Origin of the sequence: Streptomyces sp. NPDC047043 (assembly GCF_040644055.1) — a bacterium.
Classification (GTDB): domain Bacteria; phylum Actinomycetota; class Actinomycetes; order Streptomycetales; family Streptomycetaceae; genus Streptomyces.
The window spans coordinates 43,256-62,279 of sequence record NZ_JBEYVO010000026.1 but is presented as its reverse complement, the minus strand read 5'-3'; the positions used below and the strand labels follow the sequence as shown (position 1 = coordinate 62,279).

The 19,024-nt window shown below is 70.4% G+C and carries 13 protein-coding genes; 8 read left to right on the top strand and 5 right to left on the bottom strand.

Features of this window, described 5'->3' with window-relative positions; genetic code table 11:
* Nucleotides 1-43 precede the first annotated feature (43 nt).
* The 6 genes from ABZ880_RS35175 (at nt 44) to ABZ880_RS35150 (ending at nt 8,029) form a co-directional block, all read left to right on the top strand.
* Nucleotides 44-358, top strand: coding sequence for a trypco2 family protein (locus ABZ880_RS35175; RefSeq protein WP_361271473.1), 315 nt, complete (start codon nt 44-46; stop codon nt 356-358).
* Entirely contained in the window at nt 355-4,095 is a 3,741-nt protein-coding gene (locus ABZ880_RS35170; RefSeq protein ID WP_361271470.1) for a serine protease, read from the top strand. Before ABZ880_RS35175 ends, ABZ880_RS35170 begins: the two co-directional genes overlap by 4 nt.
* A gap of 197 nt (nt 4,096-4,292) precedes the next feature.
* Nucleotides 4,293-6,329: a serine protease gene (locus ABZ880_RS35165; RefSeq protein WP_361271468.1), complete on the top strand. Its 2,037-nt coding sequence runs from the start codon at nt 4,293-4,295 to the stop codon at nt 6,327-6,329.
* A gap of 402 nt (nt 6,330-6,731) precedes the next feature.
* The gene (locus ABZ880_RS35160) at nt 6,732-7,142 is read left to right on the top strand and encodes a VOC family protein (protein WP_361271465.1); all 411 of its coding nucleotides are present in this window, start codon (nt 6,732-6,734) and stop codon (nt 7,140-7,142) included.
* Nucleotides 7,143-7,193: 51 nt separating this feature from the next.
* Nucleotides 7,194-7,628: a VOC family protein gene (locus ABZ880_RS35155; protein ID WP_361271462.1), complete on the top strand. Its 435-nt coding sequence runs from the start codon at nt 7,194-7,196 to the stop codon at nt 7,626-7,628.
* A 53-nt stretch (nt 7,629-7,681) separates the two neighbouring features.
* Nucleotides 7,682-8,029: a VOC family protein gene (locus ABZ880_RS35150; protein ID WP_361271459.1), complete on the top strand. Its 348-nt coding sequence runs from the start codon at nt 7,682-7,684 to the stop codon at nt 8,027-8,029.
* 82 nt (nt 8,030-8,111) lie between these two features.
* On the opposite strand, the gene ABZ880_RS35145 is transcribed toward ABZ880_RS35150, so the two are convergent.
* Both ABZ880_RS35145 and ABZ880_RS35140 read right to left on the bottom strand, forming a co-directional pair.
* Nucleotides 8,112-9,455, bottom strand: a complete 1,344-nt coding sequence (locus ABZ880_RS35145) for an MFS transporter (RefSeq protein ID WP_361271457.1) — start codon at nt 9,453-9,455, stop codon at nt 8,112-8,114.
* Nucleotides 9,456-9,666: 211 nt separating this feature from the next.
* The gene (locus ABZ880_RS35140; protein WP_361271454.1) at nt 9,667-10,332 is read right to left on the bottom strand and encodes a TetR/AcrR family transcriptional regulator; all 666 of its coding nucleotides are present in this window, start codon (nt 10,330-10,332) and stop codon (nt 9,667-9,669) included.
* 134 nt (nt 10,333-10,466) lie between these two features.
* On the opposite strand from ABZ880_RS35140, the gene ABZ880_RS35135 reads away from it, so the two are divergent.
* Both ABZ880_RS35135 and ABZ880_RS35130 read left to right on the top strand, forming a co-directional pair.
* Nucleotides 10,467-11,342: a shikimate dehydrogenase gene (locus tag ABZ880_RS35135; RefSeq protein ID WP_361271451.1), complete on the top strand. Its 876-nt coding sequence runs from the start codon at nt 10,467-10,469 to the stop codon at nt 11,340-11,342.
* Between the two features lie 31 nt (nt 11,343-11,373).
* Nucleotides 11,374-13,170 carry a TIM barrel protein gene (locus ABZ880_RS35130; RefSeq protein WP_361271449.1) on the top strand — a complete coding sequence of 599 codons (1,797 nt, stop codon included), beginning with the start codon at nt 11,374-11,376 and terminating at the stop codon, nt 13,168-13,170.
* On the opposite strand, the gene ABZ880_RS35125 is transcribed toward ABZ880_RS35130, so the two are convergent.
* From ABZ880_RS35125 to ABZ880_RS35115, 3 genes are read right to left on the bottom strand one after another with little or no spacing between them, the layout of a single operon-like run.
* Nucleotides 13,157-14,614: a membrane-associated oxidoreductase gene (locus ABZ880_RS35125; RefSeq protein WP_361271446.1), complete on the bottom strand. Its 1,458-nt coding sequence runs from the start codon at nt 14,612-14,614 to the stop codon at nt 13,157-13,159. The genes ABZ880_RS35130 and ABZ880_RS35125 overlap by 14 nt on opposite strands.
* Before the next feature lie 11 nt (nt 14,615-14,625).
* Nucleotides 14,626-15,993 (bottom strand): hypothetical protein, encoded by a 1,368-nt coding sequence (locus ABZ880_RS35120; protein ID WP_361271443.1) that lies wholly within the window; start codon nt 15,991-15,993, stop codon nt 14,626-14,628.
* The gene (locus ABZ880_RS35115) at nt 15,990-18,881 is read right to left on the bottom strand and encodes a peroxidase family protein (protein WP_361271441.1); all 2,892 of its coding nucleotides are present in this window, start codon (nt 18,879-18,881) and stop codon (nt 15,990-15,992) included. Before ABZ880_RS35115 ends, ABZ880_RS35120 begins: the two co-directional genes overlap by 4 nt.
* Between the last annotated feature and the right edge of the window lie 143 nt (nt 18,882-19,024).

The following is a 19,024-nucleotide window of genomic DNA, read 5'->3' as shown; positions in this document are numbered from 1 at the left end:
TGCCGAATTCGGGCGAGGAACTCCTTCACGAGGGAGTGCCGTCATGGCAGACGATCAGCAGGCGGGCCAGGTCAATGGGCTGGGTCTCGCGGAGATGGTTGCCGCACTGCGCAGTGAGCTGGAGGACGCACAGCACCGTGCCGAGCGAGAAAAGCTGCGGTTCGGTATCGCCGGCGTCGAAGTGGAAGCCACCGTCCAGATCACCAAAAGCGCTGCGGGCAAGGCAGGTGTGCAGTTCTGGGTGGTTCAGGCGGGTGGTGAGCTCGCGCGCGGCAACGCCACGACTCAGCGGATAAAACTGAACCTCACCGTGCCCCCGTCCACGCTCATCGCCGACGAGGGAGACGGCGCGACATGACCGGGCTGGATGCCGAGCGCCTGGTGTCGCTTTCCGTCGACGGAAAGCGGGGCACGGGATATCTGCTGGCGCCGGACATCGTTCTCACCGCCGGTCACTGTGTCGGTTCGAAGGGCTCCGATGTCGCGGTGCGTAAATACTCCCGTTGCGGAAGGAGTTACGAACTCTCGGACCAGAAACGCGTCTTCCGGGTCGAGGTCAGGGGAAACGCGGATCTCGACTTCGCGCTGCTGAAATCCATCGAGGACGACCCGTTCCGTACGGGGCTGGATGTTCGTCGTGACGAAGTGCGCCCGGGGCGCCTCGTCGGTGAGGAGGCCGTTCCCGCACAGGCGCTGGGCTTCCCGAGGTCGGCGGTGAAGCAGGACGGCTCGAGACGGTGGGTGAACGTGGAGGACGTCCGGGGATCCGTCCTTCCGCTCACCGGTTCGCGGCGCGAGGCGAGACGGCTGAACTTCCAGATCCGCACGGGAACTTCGCCCATCGTCCAGGGCTCGTCGCTGTGGAGCGGTATGTCGGGTGCGGCGCTGTTCAGCGGGGAACACCTGGTGGGTGTGATCACCGAGGACCGCGCCACGATCGAGGGGCGGCTGATGGCGCTGCCGGTCGACGCGATCTGCGGCGAGGACGGCGTCGTAGAGGCGGATGATCTCCTGTTGAGGAGCGCCGGGGAGCGGGCCCCCGCGCGACTTTCCCTGGACCCCGTATGGGCGGGCGGTGAAATCCTGACGCCGGCGTACAGCCCGCTGCCCCCGCGCGAACAGTGGTCCGAGGGGGACCTGCTCGAGTCCCGCCACGGCGTCGTGCCCTTCCGGGGGCGCACCGAGCCGCTGGACGCGCTCGCCGACTGGTGCGAACGCGGTGACGGGCAGCGCCTTCGACTGCTCACCGGCGGTGGCACCGTGGGAAAGTCGCGGCTCGCCCGCGAGCTGTGCCGCACCATGTCCGCCAGGGGCTGGGTCGCCGGGGTCGTCGACCCGCTGCAGGTGGAGTTCAGCGGTGTCTGCGCCTTGAAGGAGAGACGCCTGCTGATCGTCGACGACGCCGATGCCCATGCCGGTCAGCTGGACGTCCTCCTCACCGAGGCGACCTGCCATCATCCCCATCACCCGTTGCGTGTCCTGGCCGTCGCCCAGAGCGGCGGACCGTGGTGGCAGGCGATCAGACGGCGGTACGAGGCATGGGTCGACGAGGACGATCCCCCGCCGCTTCCGCCACTGGACGAGTCCGACCGCGAAGACGTCTACCGTGCGGCCTTCGACGCCTTCAGAACCTGGTACGAACAGGGCGACGAGGCCGCCCCTGCGGCAGAGCAAAGTGACGACACGACGAGTGACGACACGACCAGCACCGAGGCCGGGGCGGACGAAGCGCCGCCTGCCGAACCGAGCCCGCCCGGCCTCGAAGGGCCCGACTTCGGCAGCTACTTGCTCATACTGATCCAGGCGCTGGTGGACGCACGCGCCGGCTTCGGCAAGATGCCCTCCACCGCGGCCGGCCCGCCTTCGCGGTCACGCGCCAACGCGTTGCTGGACTACGCCATCGACGTGGAACGGCAGAGGTGGCAGGCGTCCGCGATGAGGCAGAAGCTTCCGCACGACCCGGTTCTGCTGGAGCGGATCGTCGCCGTCTGCAGCCTGGCCGTGGCCCAGGGAGAGACGGACGGGGAACGGGAGACCGAGGCGGCGCGTAGGCTCCGGCTCGTTCCCGACCTCGCGGACGAACCGGAGTGGCTCACACGCGCCTTCGCCCGCTGGCAGCACGCGGAGTTCACCGGTGACGGCTACCTGCGGTCGCTGGAACCGCTCAGGCTCGCCGAGCGGCTCAGTGCCCAAGTGATCGTGACGTTCCCGGAGTTGGCCGCGAACCTGCTCGACGTGAACGGTGGCGGACCGGGGATACCGAAGGCCCCGACAGCCCAGGCCCGCCAGATACTCAACGTGCTCCACGTCCTGCAGCTGACCGCGGGCTCCCAGGCCTCCCGGTTCACCGACACGAACGCGGCCGCACACGGCATCGACGAGCCCCTCGTGAACGGCATGGGCGAGCCGTCGGCCCAACAGCAGGCCCGCGCCGCGCTGACGCAGGCACTGCGGGACCACGCCGTTGCGGTGGTCAGGCTCGTCAAGCAGGTCGCCGTCACCGAGCAGGACCGGTTCGCGAGCGCCATCGGTACATCGCTGGCCGCCGCCCTCAACTCCACACTGCGCAAGGAGTCGGCGCAGGAGGTCGCCGCCCAGGTCCTCCGCGAGTTCGACGTGTCCTGCCCCGACGCACTGCTGGAACTGGCCACGGCCGTCGCGGAACACGCGGTGCAGTACCACCGGCGCACCCACGGGCCGCCCACCCGGGAGAACCGCAGGGAACTGGCTCAGGCACTGCAACGCTGGTCGCTGTACCTGGCCAGCTCGGGACTGCGTATCCGGGCGCACGAGGCTGCCGGGCAGGCGGTCGACACGTACCACGCGCTGCAGCAGCTCAGCCCGTCCGACGAGCACGAGTTCTGCCTCGCCGATGCTCTCAAGGACCTGGCGGACCGGCTCGTCGACGTCGGGCGGTTCGAGGACGCCGACAACTGCGCCGGCGACGCCATCCGGCGTCTTGAGGCGCTGTACCGGCGCGACCCCACCCGCAGGCACGCCTTCGGTCTGGTGAAGGCCCTGTGCACCCAGGCCACGGCGGCCCACCGCATCGGCCGCCAGCGCGAGGCGCTGCAGGCGGCGAAAGAGGCATGTGACCTGATCGAGCAGTTGCCGCCGGCCGGCGAGGGCGACGAGCACGAGCCGGACGAGATCCAGAGCATGAAGGCGTTCGCACTGCGCGGCCTGGCCTGGCAACTCGGCGCGAGCGGCCACGCCGATCAGGCGGTGGCGAAGGCCACCGAGAGCGTCGAGGTCTACGAGGCTCTGCGCCGACGGTGTCCCGGCCTCTGGAGGCGGGACATCGCCGAGGCCCTGTCCGTGCTGGGCGTCCAGCACGGTGCCCAGGGGGACTGGGACGCGTGCATCGTCCGGCACGGCGAGGCCGTGGACGGTCACTACAACGCCCTGGAACGGGAGTATCGCGAAGCCGTACGGCCGCAACACGCCCTCGCGCTGGGTCGGTTGGCGGACGCCTACCTGGGCAGAGCGCGCTCCCGGCCCGCGCAGGGGCAGCACGAGGACCTGCAACGGGCGCTGCGTCACGCCGAGGAGGCGCTGGAACAGTACGAGAGGATGCGCAAGGAGGACAGATGGGCCAATCGCGTCCATGAGGCGTGGACGTGCTGCCTGGAGGCAGAAGTCCTGCTCGCGCTGGGCACCGTGGACCGGCCGCGCTCCGCTTCGGCCGCCGTGCGACAGAGCTCCGCGCGGGCCGAGGCCGCTGCCCGGCGGGCGCTGTCGCTGTACGACGAGATCGACGCGCGCGCCTGGAAACTCAGGTACGCCCGAGCCCACGCCCAAGCGGTCCTCGCCACCTCGTACCGGGGCCGGGGCCGCCCCCGGGGCAAGGTCCTGCGCGCGCACGAACAGGTCAGGCACGCGTTCGCCCGGCTCGACGCCGAGGAGCCGGGGCGGGCCGAGGACGAGCTGCACAGGATCGAGGAGACGATCGAGGGCCTCAAGCAGACGGGCCCGCCCGTGAAGCCCCGTGCGCAGGCTGCGGTGAACCGGTCGGGCAAGCGGCGTAGGCAGCATCAGCCCAAGCCCCGCCTGCGGAGCCGTCAGGCTGCGCATGTGCACCGGAGGCACCGGTAGCACGGACGCCTCCGCACGCCCGGGACCTGGGCTTTCTCCGGGGGCACGGGGACCGGCCGGTATCCGCTGTGTACGCGCGCGGGCGCACCGGGCTCCACATCCCAAAGCCGTGCGCCGGCACGGCAGGCAGAGATCCACAACAGCGCGACCACGGTGTCGCATGCCGTGGCCCGGCACCTGAAGGACGGTGATCCGACATGGGAGCGACCGACAGGTCCCGTGAGGAGCGGGAGCGCCAGATCGCGGCGGCGGCCGCGCGATACGAAGAGACCAGTGACGAACGGCAGGTGGTCGAGCGCAAGCAGGACGCCGGGGTCACCTTCCCGGATTCGCCGGAGGCACTCGCGGCGCGCGCGGCCCGCCTGCTCGACCGGCAGGCGGTGCCCGCCGCGCTGGCGGTGGAGGCCATCCGGGCGGAGCCGCTGGCCGCGCCCGCAGCGTACGAGCGCATCCTCGGCGTGTCCAAGGATCTGCAGGCATGGAGCTTCCTGCCGCGAGGCGCCCGGGCGGCCCGGACCGTCGCCCGGATCTCGGTGCGGGAGAACGGCCGCGAGCTGCCACTCGGCACCGGCTTCCTCGTGTCGCCGAGCCTGCTGATGACCAACCACCATGTCCTCACCGACGCGGAGGCGGCCCGGCAGTGCTTCCTGGAGTTCGACGCCCAGGTCACCGTCGACAACGCACCGCAGACGCCGACGCGACTGGAACTCGACCCCGACGGGTTCTTCGTGGCGGACGAGCGCCTCGACTTCGCCCTGGTACAGGTCGCCCCGGGCCCGGAACGGCGGCCCCCGGGGGAGACGTTCGGCTGGAACCGGCTCAGCGCCCAGCCGGGAAAGCTGGTGATCGGCGAGCCGGTCAACGTCATCGGCCACCCGATGGGACGCCTCAAGGAGATCGCCGTACGCGACAACATGCTTCAGGTACGCCTCGACGACTTCCTGCACTACCTGACCGACACCGAGCCCGGCAACTCGGGATCCCCGGTCTTCAACGACCAGTGGGAGGTCGTCGCGCTCCACCACAGCGGCGTGCCCAGGAAGGACGACCAGGGTCGCGTCCTGCGCCGGGACGGACAGATCTGGCGTCCCGGTGACGGCGACGACGCCATCGACTGGGTGGCCAACGAGGGCGTACGCATCAGCTCCATCCTGAAACACCTCGCCGCGCTGCCCCTCGCCACCCGGCAGCGGGCGCTGCTGGCCGAGATGGGCCCGGAGTCCGGGCTGCGCGCCGTCGAGGCCGCTGCTGCCGGCCCTGCCGCGGGTCCCGTCCCCGTCCTCGCCGCGTCGCGTCCGGCCACCGAACGGGCCACGGCACACGCCGGACTGCGCGCCCGGGACGGCGCGTTCGGCGGCGACCGGCATCTGGTCTTCCTGCACGGCCGCTCCCAGGAAGGCAAGGACCCCGAGAAGCTGCGCCGGGAATGGGCGGCCGGACTCAATCAGGGACTCGTCCGCGCCGGCCTCGCTCCGGTCGACCCGGCGAACATCTGGTTCCCCTACTACGGCGACCGGCTGGCACAGGCCCTGACCGCACACGAGGCGGTCCCGCGCATGGCCGAGGCGCCGACCGCCACGGTGGCGGAGGTGGTCGCGCCCGTCTCACCGGGTGCCCGCTCGGTGTACGAGGAGATGATCAACGAGGCGGCCGGCAAGTGGGACGTGCCGCAGGAGAGGCAGCTGGCCACCGAGCGGTTCGGCTGGGGCGACGTGGTCGGTGCCCTGCAGCGGCAGCTGAGCTGGCTCGCCGCCCGGAGCGACCTGGACGAGTGGGCCATCGCCCTGATCTTCCGTGACGTGGCCGCTTACCTCGACAACCGGGCCGTTCGGGACGAGATCCTGGACTGCGTGCTCGAAACCGTCCCGGACCAGGGAGAACTGGTCCTCGTCAGCCACAGCCTCGGCACGGTCGTGGGCATGGATCTCATCACGAAACTGTCCCCGGGGGTGGGCCTCGTGCACCTGACCACCGCGGGAAGCCCGCTCGGCATGGACAGCGTGTACAGCAGGCTGCTCGTCGGCGGGCCGAAGCGTCCGGACAAGGTGGCCGACTGGCTCAACGCATGGTGCCCGACCGACGCGGTGGCCATCGGATGCCCGCTCGGCGACGACTGGGCGGACGGAGTGGCTGACCTCGCCGTCGTCAATGCCCGTGATCGGGCGCACAGCATCGTCGAGTACCTCTCCCACGCCGAGGTCGCCCGGTCGATCGGCGGCCACCTCCTCGGCTGAGCGCCCTCTCGGCGATGGGCACCCGGACACCGCACGGTCCGCGCGCTCCGGCCGCCCCTGAATCCGGCCGGAGCGCGCGGAGTCCCCCATGGTTACCGCAGAGCGCGCAGGGCCTCAACAGCGCCTTTCGCGCTGGGGTTCACAGCCGGACTTGCGGGAAAAGATGCGCACCACTCATGTCCTTCTGCGTAAGACGGGAGAGCCATGGGGTTGCCGCGCCGCAGCGCTGTTCTTTTCTGCTTGTTTCGGCCGATGTTCTTGCTGAAAACGTCAACTGTCAACGGAGGAGGGGTGGTTGGCGGAGTCCTAGGACCGTGGGTGCAGGGCGGACGACCGATGGTCCGGCGATCACGGGCCACCTACGCTGCGGGAGAAGACCCCGCAGCTCAGGAAGAGGTCACGATGCCCGTGAACGGCCGTAGCCACATCCGCCTCGCCCGCCCGTCCAGGGACCTCGCCGCCGCCGAGCGGTTCTGGGCGCAGGGGCTCGGCCTGAGCGTGGTGTGGCGGACCGAGGGCGGCTCCGAACCCGGTGAGCACGACCTCCTCATGCTCGGCTGGCCGGACGCCGGCTGGCACCTCGAACTCGTCCACGAGCCCGTCCGCCCGGTCGAGCCCCGGCCCACCGAGGAGGACCTGCTCGTCGTCTACGTCGACGGACCGGTACCGGAGGACTTGGTCGCCCGCCTGGAGGAGCACGGCGGCAAGCGGGTGCCGTCGCCCAACCCCTACTGGAACCGCTGGGGCGTCACGGTGGAGGACCCGGACGGGTACCGGCTGGTGCTGTGCGAGCGGGGCTGGTCCAACTCCTGACACCGTTCCGGCGGCGGTCCGACCGTCAGTGGCGCGCAGTACGGTCCCGTCATGGCAGCCACCTTCGATCCCACCCTCGACTGCGCGGACGCGCCGCTGCTCGCCGCGTTCTGGAAGACCGCGCTGGGCCATGTCGACGAGCCGCCGCCCGTTCCCTTCGCCACGCGTGAGGAGTGGCTCGCACAGTTCGACCTGCCCGACGACGACTCGGCGGACGACGGCGCCTGGCTCTGCGATCCCGACGGTGTCGGCCCCCGGCTGTCGATCCTGCAGGTCCCCGAACCGAAGACCGCCGAGAACCGGCTCCACATCGACGTCCGGGTGCCGGGGCACGGCGGCCCCGGCGAGCGGTGGGCAGGCATCCGTGCGGAGTCCGAGCGTCTGGTGAAGGCGGGCGGGAGCGTTCTGGACGAGTTCGACGGCCACCACATCGTGATGGCCGACCCGGAGGGCAACGAGGTCTGCGTGGCCGCGGCCTCCGCCTGACGCACCGCGTGCCGCCCTTGCCGTGGACCCGGCCGGGAACCTAGCCTCCGCCCGTGATCAATGGTGCACATGTCGTGATCTACAGCCGCGACGCCGAGGCGGACCGCGCCTTCCTGCGCGACGTCCTCGGCTGGACGCACGTCGACGCCGGCCACGGCTGGCTCATCTTCAAGGCGCCGCCCACGGAGGTCGCCTTCCATCCGACCGAGGGCGAGCCGTCGCACGAACTGATGCTGATGTGCGACGACCTCGACGAGACCATCGCCGAACTCGCCGGAAAGGGCGTGGAGTTCACCGGCGAAGTGCAGGAGGCACGCTGGGGCCGGGTGGCCGCCTTCCGGCTCCCGGGCGGCGGCGAGGTCGGCCTCTACGAGCCGCGCCATCCGACAGCGCACAGCTGACGTACGCCCGCAACACACACGAACCCCCGGGCCCCGGAGCCTGTGGCGTCCGGAACCCGGGGGTGCTCGGGGCGGCGGGTCGTCAGGCCGTGACCGTCTCCGGCTGTGACGCTTCCTGCGCGATGCGCTCGCCCAGGTGCTCCGTCGGGACCTTGTGGGTCTCGCGGGCCGACAGAGCGGCGATCACCGGCGGGACGCACAGGGCCGCGGTGAACAGGGCCACCGAGGACCAGTCGTTGCCGTCCGGGCCCGCGATCTGCGCGGCGAAGGTGACCGCGAAGCCGGCCACGGCGAAGCCGATCTGGGTGCCGATCGCCATGCCGGACAGCCGGACGCGGGTGGAGAACATCTCGCCGTAGAAGGAGGGCCACACGCCGTTCGCGGCGCTGTAGACGACACCGAAGGTGACGATGCCCAGGAACAGGATCAGCGGGTAGTTGCCGGTGGAGATCGCCCAGAGGTACAGGAACATGGTGATCGCGCTGCCGACGGCACCGATCAGGAACACGGGCCGGCGGCCGATGCGGTCCGAGAGCGAGGCCCACAGCGGGATCGCGGCGAGTGCCACGAGGTTGGCGAGCGCGCCCACCCACAGCATCGAGGAACGGGACATGCCGACCGAGTCGCTGGTGGCGTAGGCGAGGGCCCAGACCGTGAAGATCGTGGAGACCGAGGCGATCAGCGCGCCCCCGATCACCCGCAGCACGTCCACCCAGTGCTCGCGCAGCAAGATCGCGAGCGGCAGCTTCGCCACGCCCTCGGTGGCCGCCTGCTTCGCGAAGGCCGGCGTCTCCTCCAGCTTGCGGCGGATGACATAGCCGACGACGGCGACCGCGACGCTCGCCCAGAACGGGACCCGCCAGCCCCACGAAAGCAGCTGGTCCTCGGGCAGCGCGGCGACCGGGATGAAGACCAGGGTGGCGATGAGCTGGCCGCCCTGGGTGCCGCTGAGCGTGAAGCTGGTGAAGAAGCCGCGCCGGTTCGGTGGCGCGTGTTCCAGGGTCATCGAGTTGGCGCTGGCCTGCTCGCCGGCCGCCGAGATGCCCTGCAGGACACGGCAGGCGACCAGCAGGACCGGGGCGAGGGTGCCGACCTGGTGGCGGGTGGGCAGACAGCCGATCAGGAAGGTCGACAGGCCCATCAGGATCAGCGTGAAGACCATGATCTTCTTACGGCCGACACGGTCGCCGAAGTGGCCGAGGAAGAGCGCGCCGACCGGGCGGGCCGCGTACGCGACACCGAAAGTGGCCAGCGACAGCAGGGTCGCGGTGGCCGGGTCGGACTCGTCGAAGAAGACCTTCGGGAAGATCAGCGCGGCCGCGCTGCCGTAGATGAAGAAGTCGTAGTACTCCAGGGCGCTGCCGATCCAGGCGGCAGTTGCCGCCTTTTTCGGCTGCCCGACGGCTTCGGCGGGGACGGACGACACGGCGTTGCTCCTTCGAGGGAACTCCAGCGTAGGCGGAGTGAGCGGAGAGGGGAGATGCCGGGACCCTGGGGTGGCGGGACGGCCGTGCCGGGTGCTACCCGGCTAATTAACGCACTGGATAGTTAGTAGCGGTTGTCCAGGGATGTTGCGCTCACGTTTCCCGGGTGTCAAGGGGTGGTGCCGAAGGATCTTGCCGCGCTTCGATCCGTGATCAGTCGTCGGTGCGGTCCGCCGTCAGGTACGCGATCACCATGTCGCCGAGCATGTTCCGGTAGTGCTCGCGCTGGGCCGGGTCGACCAGGTCGCGACCGAACAGGGCGCCGAAGGTGTGCCGGTTCGCGACCCGGAAGAAGCAGAAGGAACTGATCATCGCGTGCAGGTCGACGGCGTCGACGTCGGCCGTGAACAGCCCGGACTCGCGTCCGGACTTGAGGATCCGGCGGATGACGTCCAGGGCCGGCGAACCCATCTTGCCGAGCTTCTCCGAGGCCACGATGTGCTCGGCCTCGTGGATGTTCTCGATGCTGACCAGGCGGATGAAGTCCGGGTGCTGCTCGTGGTGGTCGAAGGTGACCTCGGCCAGCCGCCGGATGGCCGCGACCGGGTCCAGATGGTCGACGTCCAGCTCCTGCTCGGCCTCGCGGATCACGCCGTAGGCCCGCTCCAGGACGGCCGTGAACAGCTGCTCCTTGCCGCCGAAGTAGTAGTAGATCATCCGCTTCGTGGTGCGGGTGCGGGCGGCGATCTCGTCCACCCGGGCCCCGGCGAAGCCCGCCCGGGCGAACTCGTGGGTCGCGACGTCGAGGATCTCGGCCTTGGTGCGGACGGCGTCACGAATGCGTCCGTTGGGGCGTGCCGGTTCGTCGACGCTGGTCATCGGGTTCCTTACGGCGTAGGGCCAGTGCCGCAGATTGTAGAAGCCCGCGCCCGGCGGGGTCTTCCCACGTTCCGTCTCCGCCTGCTATGACTAACGTACTAGTTCGTACATTAGTGAGCCGCTCAGGAGGGCCCGTGGCCAAGGACTCGTATCTCGTCGGACTGATCGGTTCCGGCATCGGCCCGTCGCTCAGCCCGGCTCTGCACGAGCGGGAGGCGGACCGGCAGGGTCTGCGCTACCTGTACCGGCTCATCGACATCGACACGCTCGGCGTCCCGCCGGAGGCCGTGGGCGATCTGGTGCGGGCCGCGCGGGATCTGGGCTTCGACGGGCTGAACATCACGCACCCCTGCAAGCAGCTGGTCATCGAGCACCTGGACGCGCTCGCCCCGCAGGCCGAGGCGCTCGGCGCGGTCAACACCGTCGTCTTCGAGGACGGCCGGGCGGTCGGGCACAACACGGACGTCACCGGGTTCGCCGCGTCGTTCGCGCGCGGGCTGCCGGACGTGCCGCTGGAGCGGGTGGTGCAGCTGGGGGCGGGCGGGGCGGGGGCGGCGGTCGCGCATGCCACGCTCACCCTCGGGGCCGAGCGGGTCACCGTCGTTGACGCGCTGGCCGATCGGGCGGCGGATCTGGCGGCCTCGCTGAACCGGCACTTCGGTGCGGGGCGGGCGGCTGCCGCCGGCCCGGACCGCCTGGCCGAGCTGCTTGCCGGCGCCGACGGCATCGTGCATGCCACGCCGACCGGCATGGCCGCCCACCCCGGCCTGCCCTTCCCCGCCGAGCTCCTGCACCCCGGCCTGTGGGTCGCCGAGGTCGTCTACCGCCCGCTGGAGACCGAGCTGCTGACCACGGCTCGCGCGCTGGGCTGCGCCACCCTCGACGGCGGCGGCATGGCCGTCTTCCAGGCAGTGGACGCGTTCCGCCTGTTCACCGGGCGGGAACCCGACGCGGCGCGGATGCTCGCCGACATCGCCGAGTTGGCCGGTGCCGTAGCGGCCCAGAAGTAGTCCCGGGCATCTCGGAAGAAGAGGTACCGACGTGCGTACGTCCATTGCCACTGTTTCGCTGAGCGGATCCCTCACCGAGAAGCTGACGGCCGCCTCGCGGGCCGGGTTCGACGGTGTTGAGATCTTTGAGAACGATCTGCTTGCCAGTCCCCTCACTCCGGAGGAGATCCGCGCTCGCTGTGTCGACCTGGGGCTCACCATCGACCTCTACCAGCCGATGCGGGACATCGAGGCTGTGCCGGGGGAGGAGTTCGGGCGCAACTTGCGCCGCGCTCGGCACAAGTTCGAGCTCATGGGGCGGCTCGGGGTCGACACGGTTCTCGTCTGTTCCAGTGTCTCGCCGCTCGCCATTGACGACGACGCCCTTGCCGCCCAGCAGCTCGGCCGACTCGCCGACCTCGCCCAGGACTTCGGCATCCGCGTCGCCTATGAGGCGCTCGCCTGGGGGCGACACGTCAGTACGTACGACCATGCCTGGCACATCGTGGAGACCGCCGGTCATCCGGCGCTCGGCACCTGCCTGGACAGCTTCCACATTCTCTCCCGCGGGTCCGATCCCAAGGGCATCGAGGACATCCCCGGCGAGAAGATCTTCTTCCTTCAGCTCGCGGACGCCCCGCTGCTCGCGATGGACGTCCTGCAGTGGAGCCGGCACTACCGCTGTTTCCCGGGGCAGGGCGGGTTCGACGTCGCCGGGCTGGTGCGGCATGTGCTGCGTACCGGATACGCCGGACCGCTCTCCCTCGAGGTCTTCAACGACGTCTTCCGGCAGGCCGAGGCAGGTCCCACCGCCGTGGACGCCCACCGCTCCCTCCTGGTCCTCCAGGAACAGGTCGGTCTGGCCGAGCTGCCCGCGCCCGTCGTCCCCACGGGCGTCGCCTTCGCCGAGCTGGTCACGCCCGACGCCGAGCCGGTGTCCGCGGTCCTGGCCGCGCTGGGGTTCGCCCGCACCGCGCGGCACCGCAGCAAGCCGGTGGATCTGTGGCAGCAGGGCGAGGCGCGCGTCCTGGTCAACACCGGGCCGGCCGCCCGCCGTGACGGCACCGGGCTCGCCGCGATCGGTCTGGAGTCCCCGGACCCGGCCGGCGCCGCCCGCCGCGCCGAGGCCCTGCTCGCGCCGGTGCTGCCGCGCCGCCGCGCACCGGAGGACGCACCGCTGGACGCGGTGGCCGCCCCCGACGGCACGGAACTGTTCTTCTGCGCCACGGACCGGCCCGAACTGCCCGACTGGCGCGGCGACTTCGAGGACACCGGGCACGGCGAGGGGGTCGCGGCCGTGACCCGGATCGACCATCTCGCCCTCGTCCAGCCCTGGCACCACTTCGACGAGGCCACCCTCTTCCACCGCAGCGTGCTCGGCCTGAGCGCGCAGGAGAGCGTGGACGTCGCCGACCCGTACGGCCTGATGCGCAGCCGTGCCGTGACCAACGCCGAAGGCGACGTCCGTATCGCCCTGTCGGTCGGCGCGGCGCCCGCCGACGACACGGTCCACGCCCAGCACATCGCCCTGGCGACGGAGGACGTGGTGGCCGCGGCCCGGCGTTTCCGGGCTGCGGGCGGGCTGCTGCTGGCGATGCCCGCGAACTACTACGACGACCTGGCCGCCCGGTTCGAGTTCGCCGAGGGGGAGTTGGAGACGTATCGCGAGCTCGGGATTCTCTACGACCGGGATGCGTACGGGGAGTTCCGGCACTGCTACACACGGACCATCGGCCGCGTCTTCTTCGAACTCGTCCAGCGGGACGGGGAGTACAGGGGCTACGGCGCCCAGAACGCCCCCGTCCGTCTGGCGGCCCAGCACGCCGTGCGGCGGCTCACTGGCGGCTGACGGTTCTGGTCACGCCGGTGACGACCGTCGAGGCCAGGATCCAGCCGGTGATGATCAGGGCGTAGGAGAGGTACTGGTACCAGCCGTCCGGGGAGAAGGCCCCCTCCTGTCCGAAGGAGATCACCGGCAGGAGCAGGTCGAGGGTGAAGAAGACCGGGTCGAAGTGCGGGGCCTCGGACGCCTTGAGCGGGCGCGGGTGGTGCAGACCGTACGCGACCGAGCCGATCACCAGCAGCGACAGCAGCCAGACGGCGGCGCGCAGCGGGCGGAAGCCGTAGCCGACGGTGGCGTCCTGGACGTAGCCCCACAGGCGGCCGTACCAGGCGCGGGTGGAGCGGAGGCGGCGCTGCTTGGCGAGTTGGACCATGCGGGCCGCGTAGTCGTCGCCGATACGGCGGTAGGCCGCGGTCAACTGCTCGTAGGCGTGGGGTTCGTAGGCGAGGTCGCGCTCCAGCATGGGCAGGCGGCGCTCGGCGGGCTCGTGCGGGGTGAGAGTGGTGTAGGTGAGGTCGCTGAGCAGGACCTTGGCCGGCACCATCTCCGGGTCCAGGTACAGGACTTCGATGTGTGCGCGGCGCAGATTGAGAATGCCCTCCATGCCGCCCTTGAGCAGCCAGAGTTCCCCGATGGTGCAGCTGCTCACGCGCAACGCCGTTCCGTCGGGGTTCGACAGCTGCACCCGGGTCAGGTCGAAGCGGCCCGGGACGCGGGAGCCGCGGAAGTCGACACGTCCGCGGGCCCGCACGAATCGCATCCGCAGGTCCGAGCCCGTGTCGAAGGTCAGGGCACTCACGGCCGTGTCCCCGGGACTGTGGAACTCCGCCCCTTCCAGGTTCACCGCGCCGGTGACCGCCGCCCCGTCGAGCCGCACCTGACCGTGTGCCCGCATCTCCGGTGCCCACAGGTCGTCCCCGATCTCGGCATGGTTCAGCTGGAGCACCGGCTCCGCGTCGTCCTCCGTCGAGAACTGCGCGCGTTCCATGAACAGCGCCCCGGAGATCTGCGCTCCGCCCAGCCGTACCGGCCCCGTGATCCGGCAGTCAGTGAGCCGCAGCACGCCCTCCAGCCGTACGGTGGCCGCCGTGAGGCCGGGCAGCACCGAGTTGCTCAGATTGAGCTGGCGGAACCGGGCGCCGTACAGCATCGGCACCTCGTCGAAGTGGCAGTGGCTCAGCCGCACGGCGTGCTCGCACGTGCCGTACCGCACATCGAGCACTCCGGTGATCCGCGCCCCGTTCAGCTTGAGCGCGGCTATCTCCCCCACTTCCTGGGGCCCGTTGAGCAGAAGGGCGCGCAACACGGCTGCTCGAACGGTCCGTTCGGGCCCCCAGTGCGCGCCCTCCGCCGTGTCCTCGTCGGCCTCCTCCTGGAAGTCGACCGCGGTCCCCGTCGCGAACGCCCGCCATACTCGCTGTTCGGCCGGCGTCAGATCGTTGATCTCCACACTGCGGGACTCTAATCCCACAGCTCCGCATGCCGCCGATGCCTGTCGGTCAACCCGTTCACGAAGAAGCGCTCGTAGTACTCCCGTTCCACGTGATGGGCCTGCAGCCAGATGCCCGGCACGTGGATCGCGTCCGTGTGCGCAGGGAACCGGCGGTGCGTGCGGATGATGTACTCGCAGATGTCGCGGGCGCAGTCGATCACCCGCTCCTCGTACTCGCTGGCCTCCGCGAGATAGCGCTGCCCGTAGTCCTCCTTGTAGATACGGGTGAAGACGTCCTTGTCGGTGTAGATCCCGCCGGTGCCGAACTTCGAGCGGATCACCGAATCCACCGCGTCCGCCATCGACTTGTGGGCCGGGGGACACGCGGCGGCGATGAGCGGCTCGCCCTCCCTGGACGTCAGCCCCACCGGGTGCGAACGCAGGTTCGCGTACTTCGGCAGCGGGACGTGCCAGCGCCATACGTCCGCCAGCCGCCAGCGCGGGGTGACGAAGGTGAAGCCGAGCATTCTGCCGTACGTTCGGGAGAACTTCGGGTCGCCGAGGGCTATTTGGGGGTTGATCGATGCATGGATCCAGGCGCCGAGCCCCATCGCCTCCGCCGTCAGCATCAGGTTCTGGAGGAGCAGGTCGGCCTCGATCTGCGTACGCATGGGGCCGAGAGCACCGAGCGGGAGCTTCAGGTCGGCGTTCAGGAAGCCGTTCTCGACCCACTTCTTCACCCCGGCCGGGCGGTAGAAGTTGCGGTCGTCCACGAGGGTCGGGCGGGCCCCGTCCGGTTGCGTCAGCAGGTACATCAGCGCGTTGATGTACTGGTGGGAGAGGTCCACCACCGGGAAGAACACCGTCGTCCCGGCGAGGTTGGACAGGAAGCGGTTCGAGTCCAGGTACGCCGGGAAGTCCCGCCTGTTCTGCGGTACGTCGAGCCGGTGGTCCAGGACCTTCACCTTGGACTGCGCCGCCCGCGCCGCCAACGTCTCGGCGTCGAACGGCTCTTGAGGGGCGGGCGGCAGCTTGCGCAGGTAGTACGTGCCCGTGTCGTTGATCATGAAGAAGTGGGTGCCCTGCGCGTTGTCCGGGCTGCCCGCGGTCCGGCCCGCCATGGTCAGGTTCGGCTTGGCCATGATGGGTTTGCCGTCGCGCGGGTCCTCGAAGGGCCGGTCCGGCATGGTGAGGCCGGTACAGCCGGTGATCGCGATCAGCACCGCCTCCTCCAGCTCCGACAGCGGCTGCTGGGTGTGCGTGGAGCGGTAGCTCATCGACCCCGCCGGCACCGAGGCGCCGCGGCTGACGCGGTGCGTGCGCCGGTGCCAGACCGTGTCAAGCAGGGGCCGGCCGAGGAGGTCGGCCAGCCCCGGGTGGCCGTCAACTGTCGTCATTCACGGCCCCGTTCATGCTCGCCGTCCAGGTCACCGTCGCTCGTCGGCCGCACCGTCCGCCACGGCGCGAACGCACTCGCCCCGCGCGGCAGCAGCGCCGCCAGCTCCGGGCAGTGCCGCAGGATCACGGAGTTCATACCGCCCCGCTCCACCCAGTCGATGCCGAGCGGTGTGTACACCTCGGGCCGGTAGTCGACGTTGAGGAAGCGGTCGGACTGCAGCCGCCTGCTCGCCATCAGGATGAAGATGCGGAACGCCGTGTCGCTGAAGCCGAAGCCGGTCGGCGGGTTCTCCCCGAACAGGCCCACCACCGTGTCGATCTCGTCGACCGAGCGGTACACGTCCTTGAGCCGGGCCAGCGTCTCGGCGTTCTCCGTGAGCTCCTCGAAGGAGCGGATACGCGGCTTGTGCAGGCCCTCGCGGAAGTCGTTGTAGCGCGGAACGCCCCGCCGACGGGTCCGTACGAGGTCCACCACCGACAGGTCGATGATCTCCCCGTCCCGCTCGAACTGCTGCAGCGCACGAGGGTAGTTGTGCAGGGTGATCGCACCCGGGTGGGCGATGCCGAACGAGTACAGGGTGTTCGCCAGGCCCGTCTTGCGGATCTGCGACTCGGCGGCGCCACCCTGGATGTCCAGGAAGCCCACCGTCTCCAGCCGCTGCCCGAAGTGGTGCTCGCGCAGCTCGAAGTCGTCCGGGACCAGCGGGTGCATACGGTAGACGGTGACGAAGTCCTCCGTCAGCGAGTACGGCGCCGCGTGGTGGTCCGGCAAGGTCTTCGGGATGCCCGTCAGCGAGTGCGCCTCGAACAGCCACAGGCCCAGCTGGTTGAGCCAATTCTGCGGCGGGCCCTGCCAGTTGGTCTTCAGCGCGATGTCGATCGCCTGCGTCGCGAGGATCGCCGGCGTCCACTCCACCGTGTGGATCTTCGCGATCAGCGCGGAGACCACGAGCCGGGCCGTCTGGTAGATCCGCTCCTCGCTCATCGACGGGTATTCGGCGCGCAGCGCGGCGCACACCGCGTTGTGCTCGCGGGCGAAGAGTGTGTGCACGGCGCTCAGGCCCATCCACCAGCTCTCGTTGAAGCCGGTGAGCGGGATGTGACCGTTGCTGCCGCTGGGCAAGTGGCCGTCCTCCAGGCGCAGTTCGGCACGCCCGTCGGCCTCGCGCAGGAAGCGGGCGGTCTGCTCGTCCTCGCCGTACACCTCGGATCCGTCCCACCAGTGGGAGGCGTTGTTGCCGAACAGGATCGGCGGGCGGCCGGGGACCTCGATGCCCTCGTTCTCCGCGAACCGCATGACGTTCTCGCCGGGCCCGCCGGGCGTGTTGTGCCAGGGCCCGCTGCCGGGCGGCAGCGGCACCTCGACGCTGCGTTCGCCGGGCTTGTAGCGGCGGTGGTTGACCCAGTCGTGCACCTGGAACTGGATCCAGGCCGCGGCGAGGATGTTGAGGGAGGACGCGGGCACGAAGCTCTCGCGGTACAGCAGTTGGCGGCTGACCGCGACCGGGTTCGGGGTGTCGAAGAGGTCGGGCCGGTAGTCCGGCTTCAGGTTGCGTCCGAAGGCCGCGCCGACCGCGCCCATCCTCGGTTCCGACAGATCGTTGTACGTCCCGTCGTAGGACCGCTCGCCGCGCAGCCGCTCGGGAATGGGGGCCGGCACCCGCTGGGCCTTCGGCGGTGCCTCGCGCGGCTCGGTGTCGATCAGGTTGAGGCGGCGCAGCACCTTGCGCAGGAACACCAGGTTCAAAAGGCTCAGCTGCAACGGCAGCCGGTGCCAGGGGACATACCGGTTGAGCAGCGCGAACGCGGCCTCCATGGGGCGGCCGATGATCCGGTTGCGCAAGGGCTCCTCGGTGACGAACTTCAACCCCAGCCGGTGCGCGCTCGCCGCCTGATAGGCGGCCTTGCGGGCCCGGTTGATGTTGCCGAGCGGGCGGAACTCGTCCGTGGTGTACCAGGGGTTGAAGGAGAGGTCCTCGATCCGGCGGGCGGTCGCGCGGGCCTCCGCGGTGTTCAGGTCCTGGCTGGGGATGGTGAGCCGGGCCACCGCGATCGCGGGCGCGACGGCGTCCCTCCACTCCACCGAGGCGTCCTCGACCGGTGTGCGCTGCTCGTCCACGAACCGCTGTACGCACAGGTCGTAGCTGACGTCCTGCTGCGCCAGCCGGTGCGTGAACTCGCGGTGCAGCAGGTCGGGGTCGCGGCGGTCCGGCGCGGGCGCCGGCGGGCTGCCGGGCGCGGGCCGGAACAGGAACCGCACCGGTCCCGCCTCTCCCCACAGGATCGCCCCACGGCTCCAGAAGGTCTCGCCGGCCAGGGAGTTGACTGTGTGCCGGGTGGCCGCCCGCACATTGCGGCGCATCCGGTTCGCGGTGCCGAGGCCGACGGCCAGCGGCAGCTTCACGAAGAGCCCGAACGCCTTCTGCACCGGACTCCGTGCTCCCGCCATCGCCTTCGCGAAGGCCACGAACTCCCGCGCGTTGCGGGCGTGCGAGACGGGGTAACTCGTTGCCAGCAGGTCGTGGCTCTCCTCGTCCGACACCTGCACACGTACGGCCGCCCCGCGCAGGTCGGGAGAGCCGTCGCCCTGCCGGATGCCGCTCGCGTTCGACAGCCGTACCGTCGCCGGATACTCGGCGCCCGGCTGGGCGAACCCCACCCTGAGCGCCGCCGGCAGATCGTCGTGGAAGCGCAGCCGCGCGTTGCCCACGGCCACCGGCGCCTTGGCATGGAAGGTCCGGGCGACCCCGCCGCCCCCCGCCCGCCGGTTCCTGACCTGCACCTTCATCAACTCGGCGGCAAGCTGCGCAAACACCAGCCGCTCCGCTTCGGGACTGCCGCCTTCGTACCGCTCGTACCGCGGTTCTTGCTGCCCGCTCTCGGCCATCGGTCGTTTCCTTACGTACGGATACGTACGGGACAGAGCCCTGCACGCTACCGGCGCGAAACTGCACTCACAGCGATGGTTCGCGCCGATGTGCGCCACCTTGCGCCCCATGCGAACAATTGCACGCCGAGCGGCATTTGCGC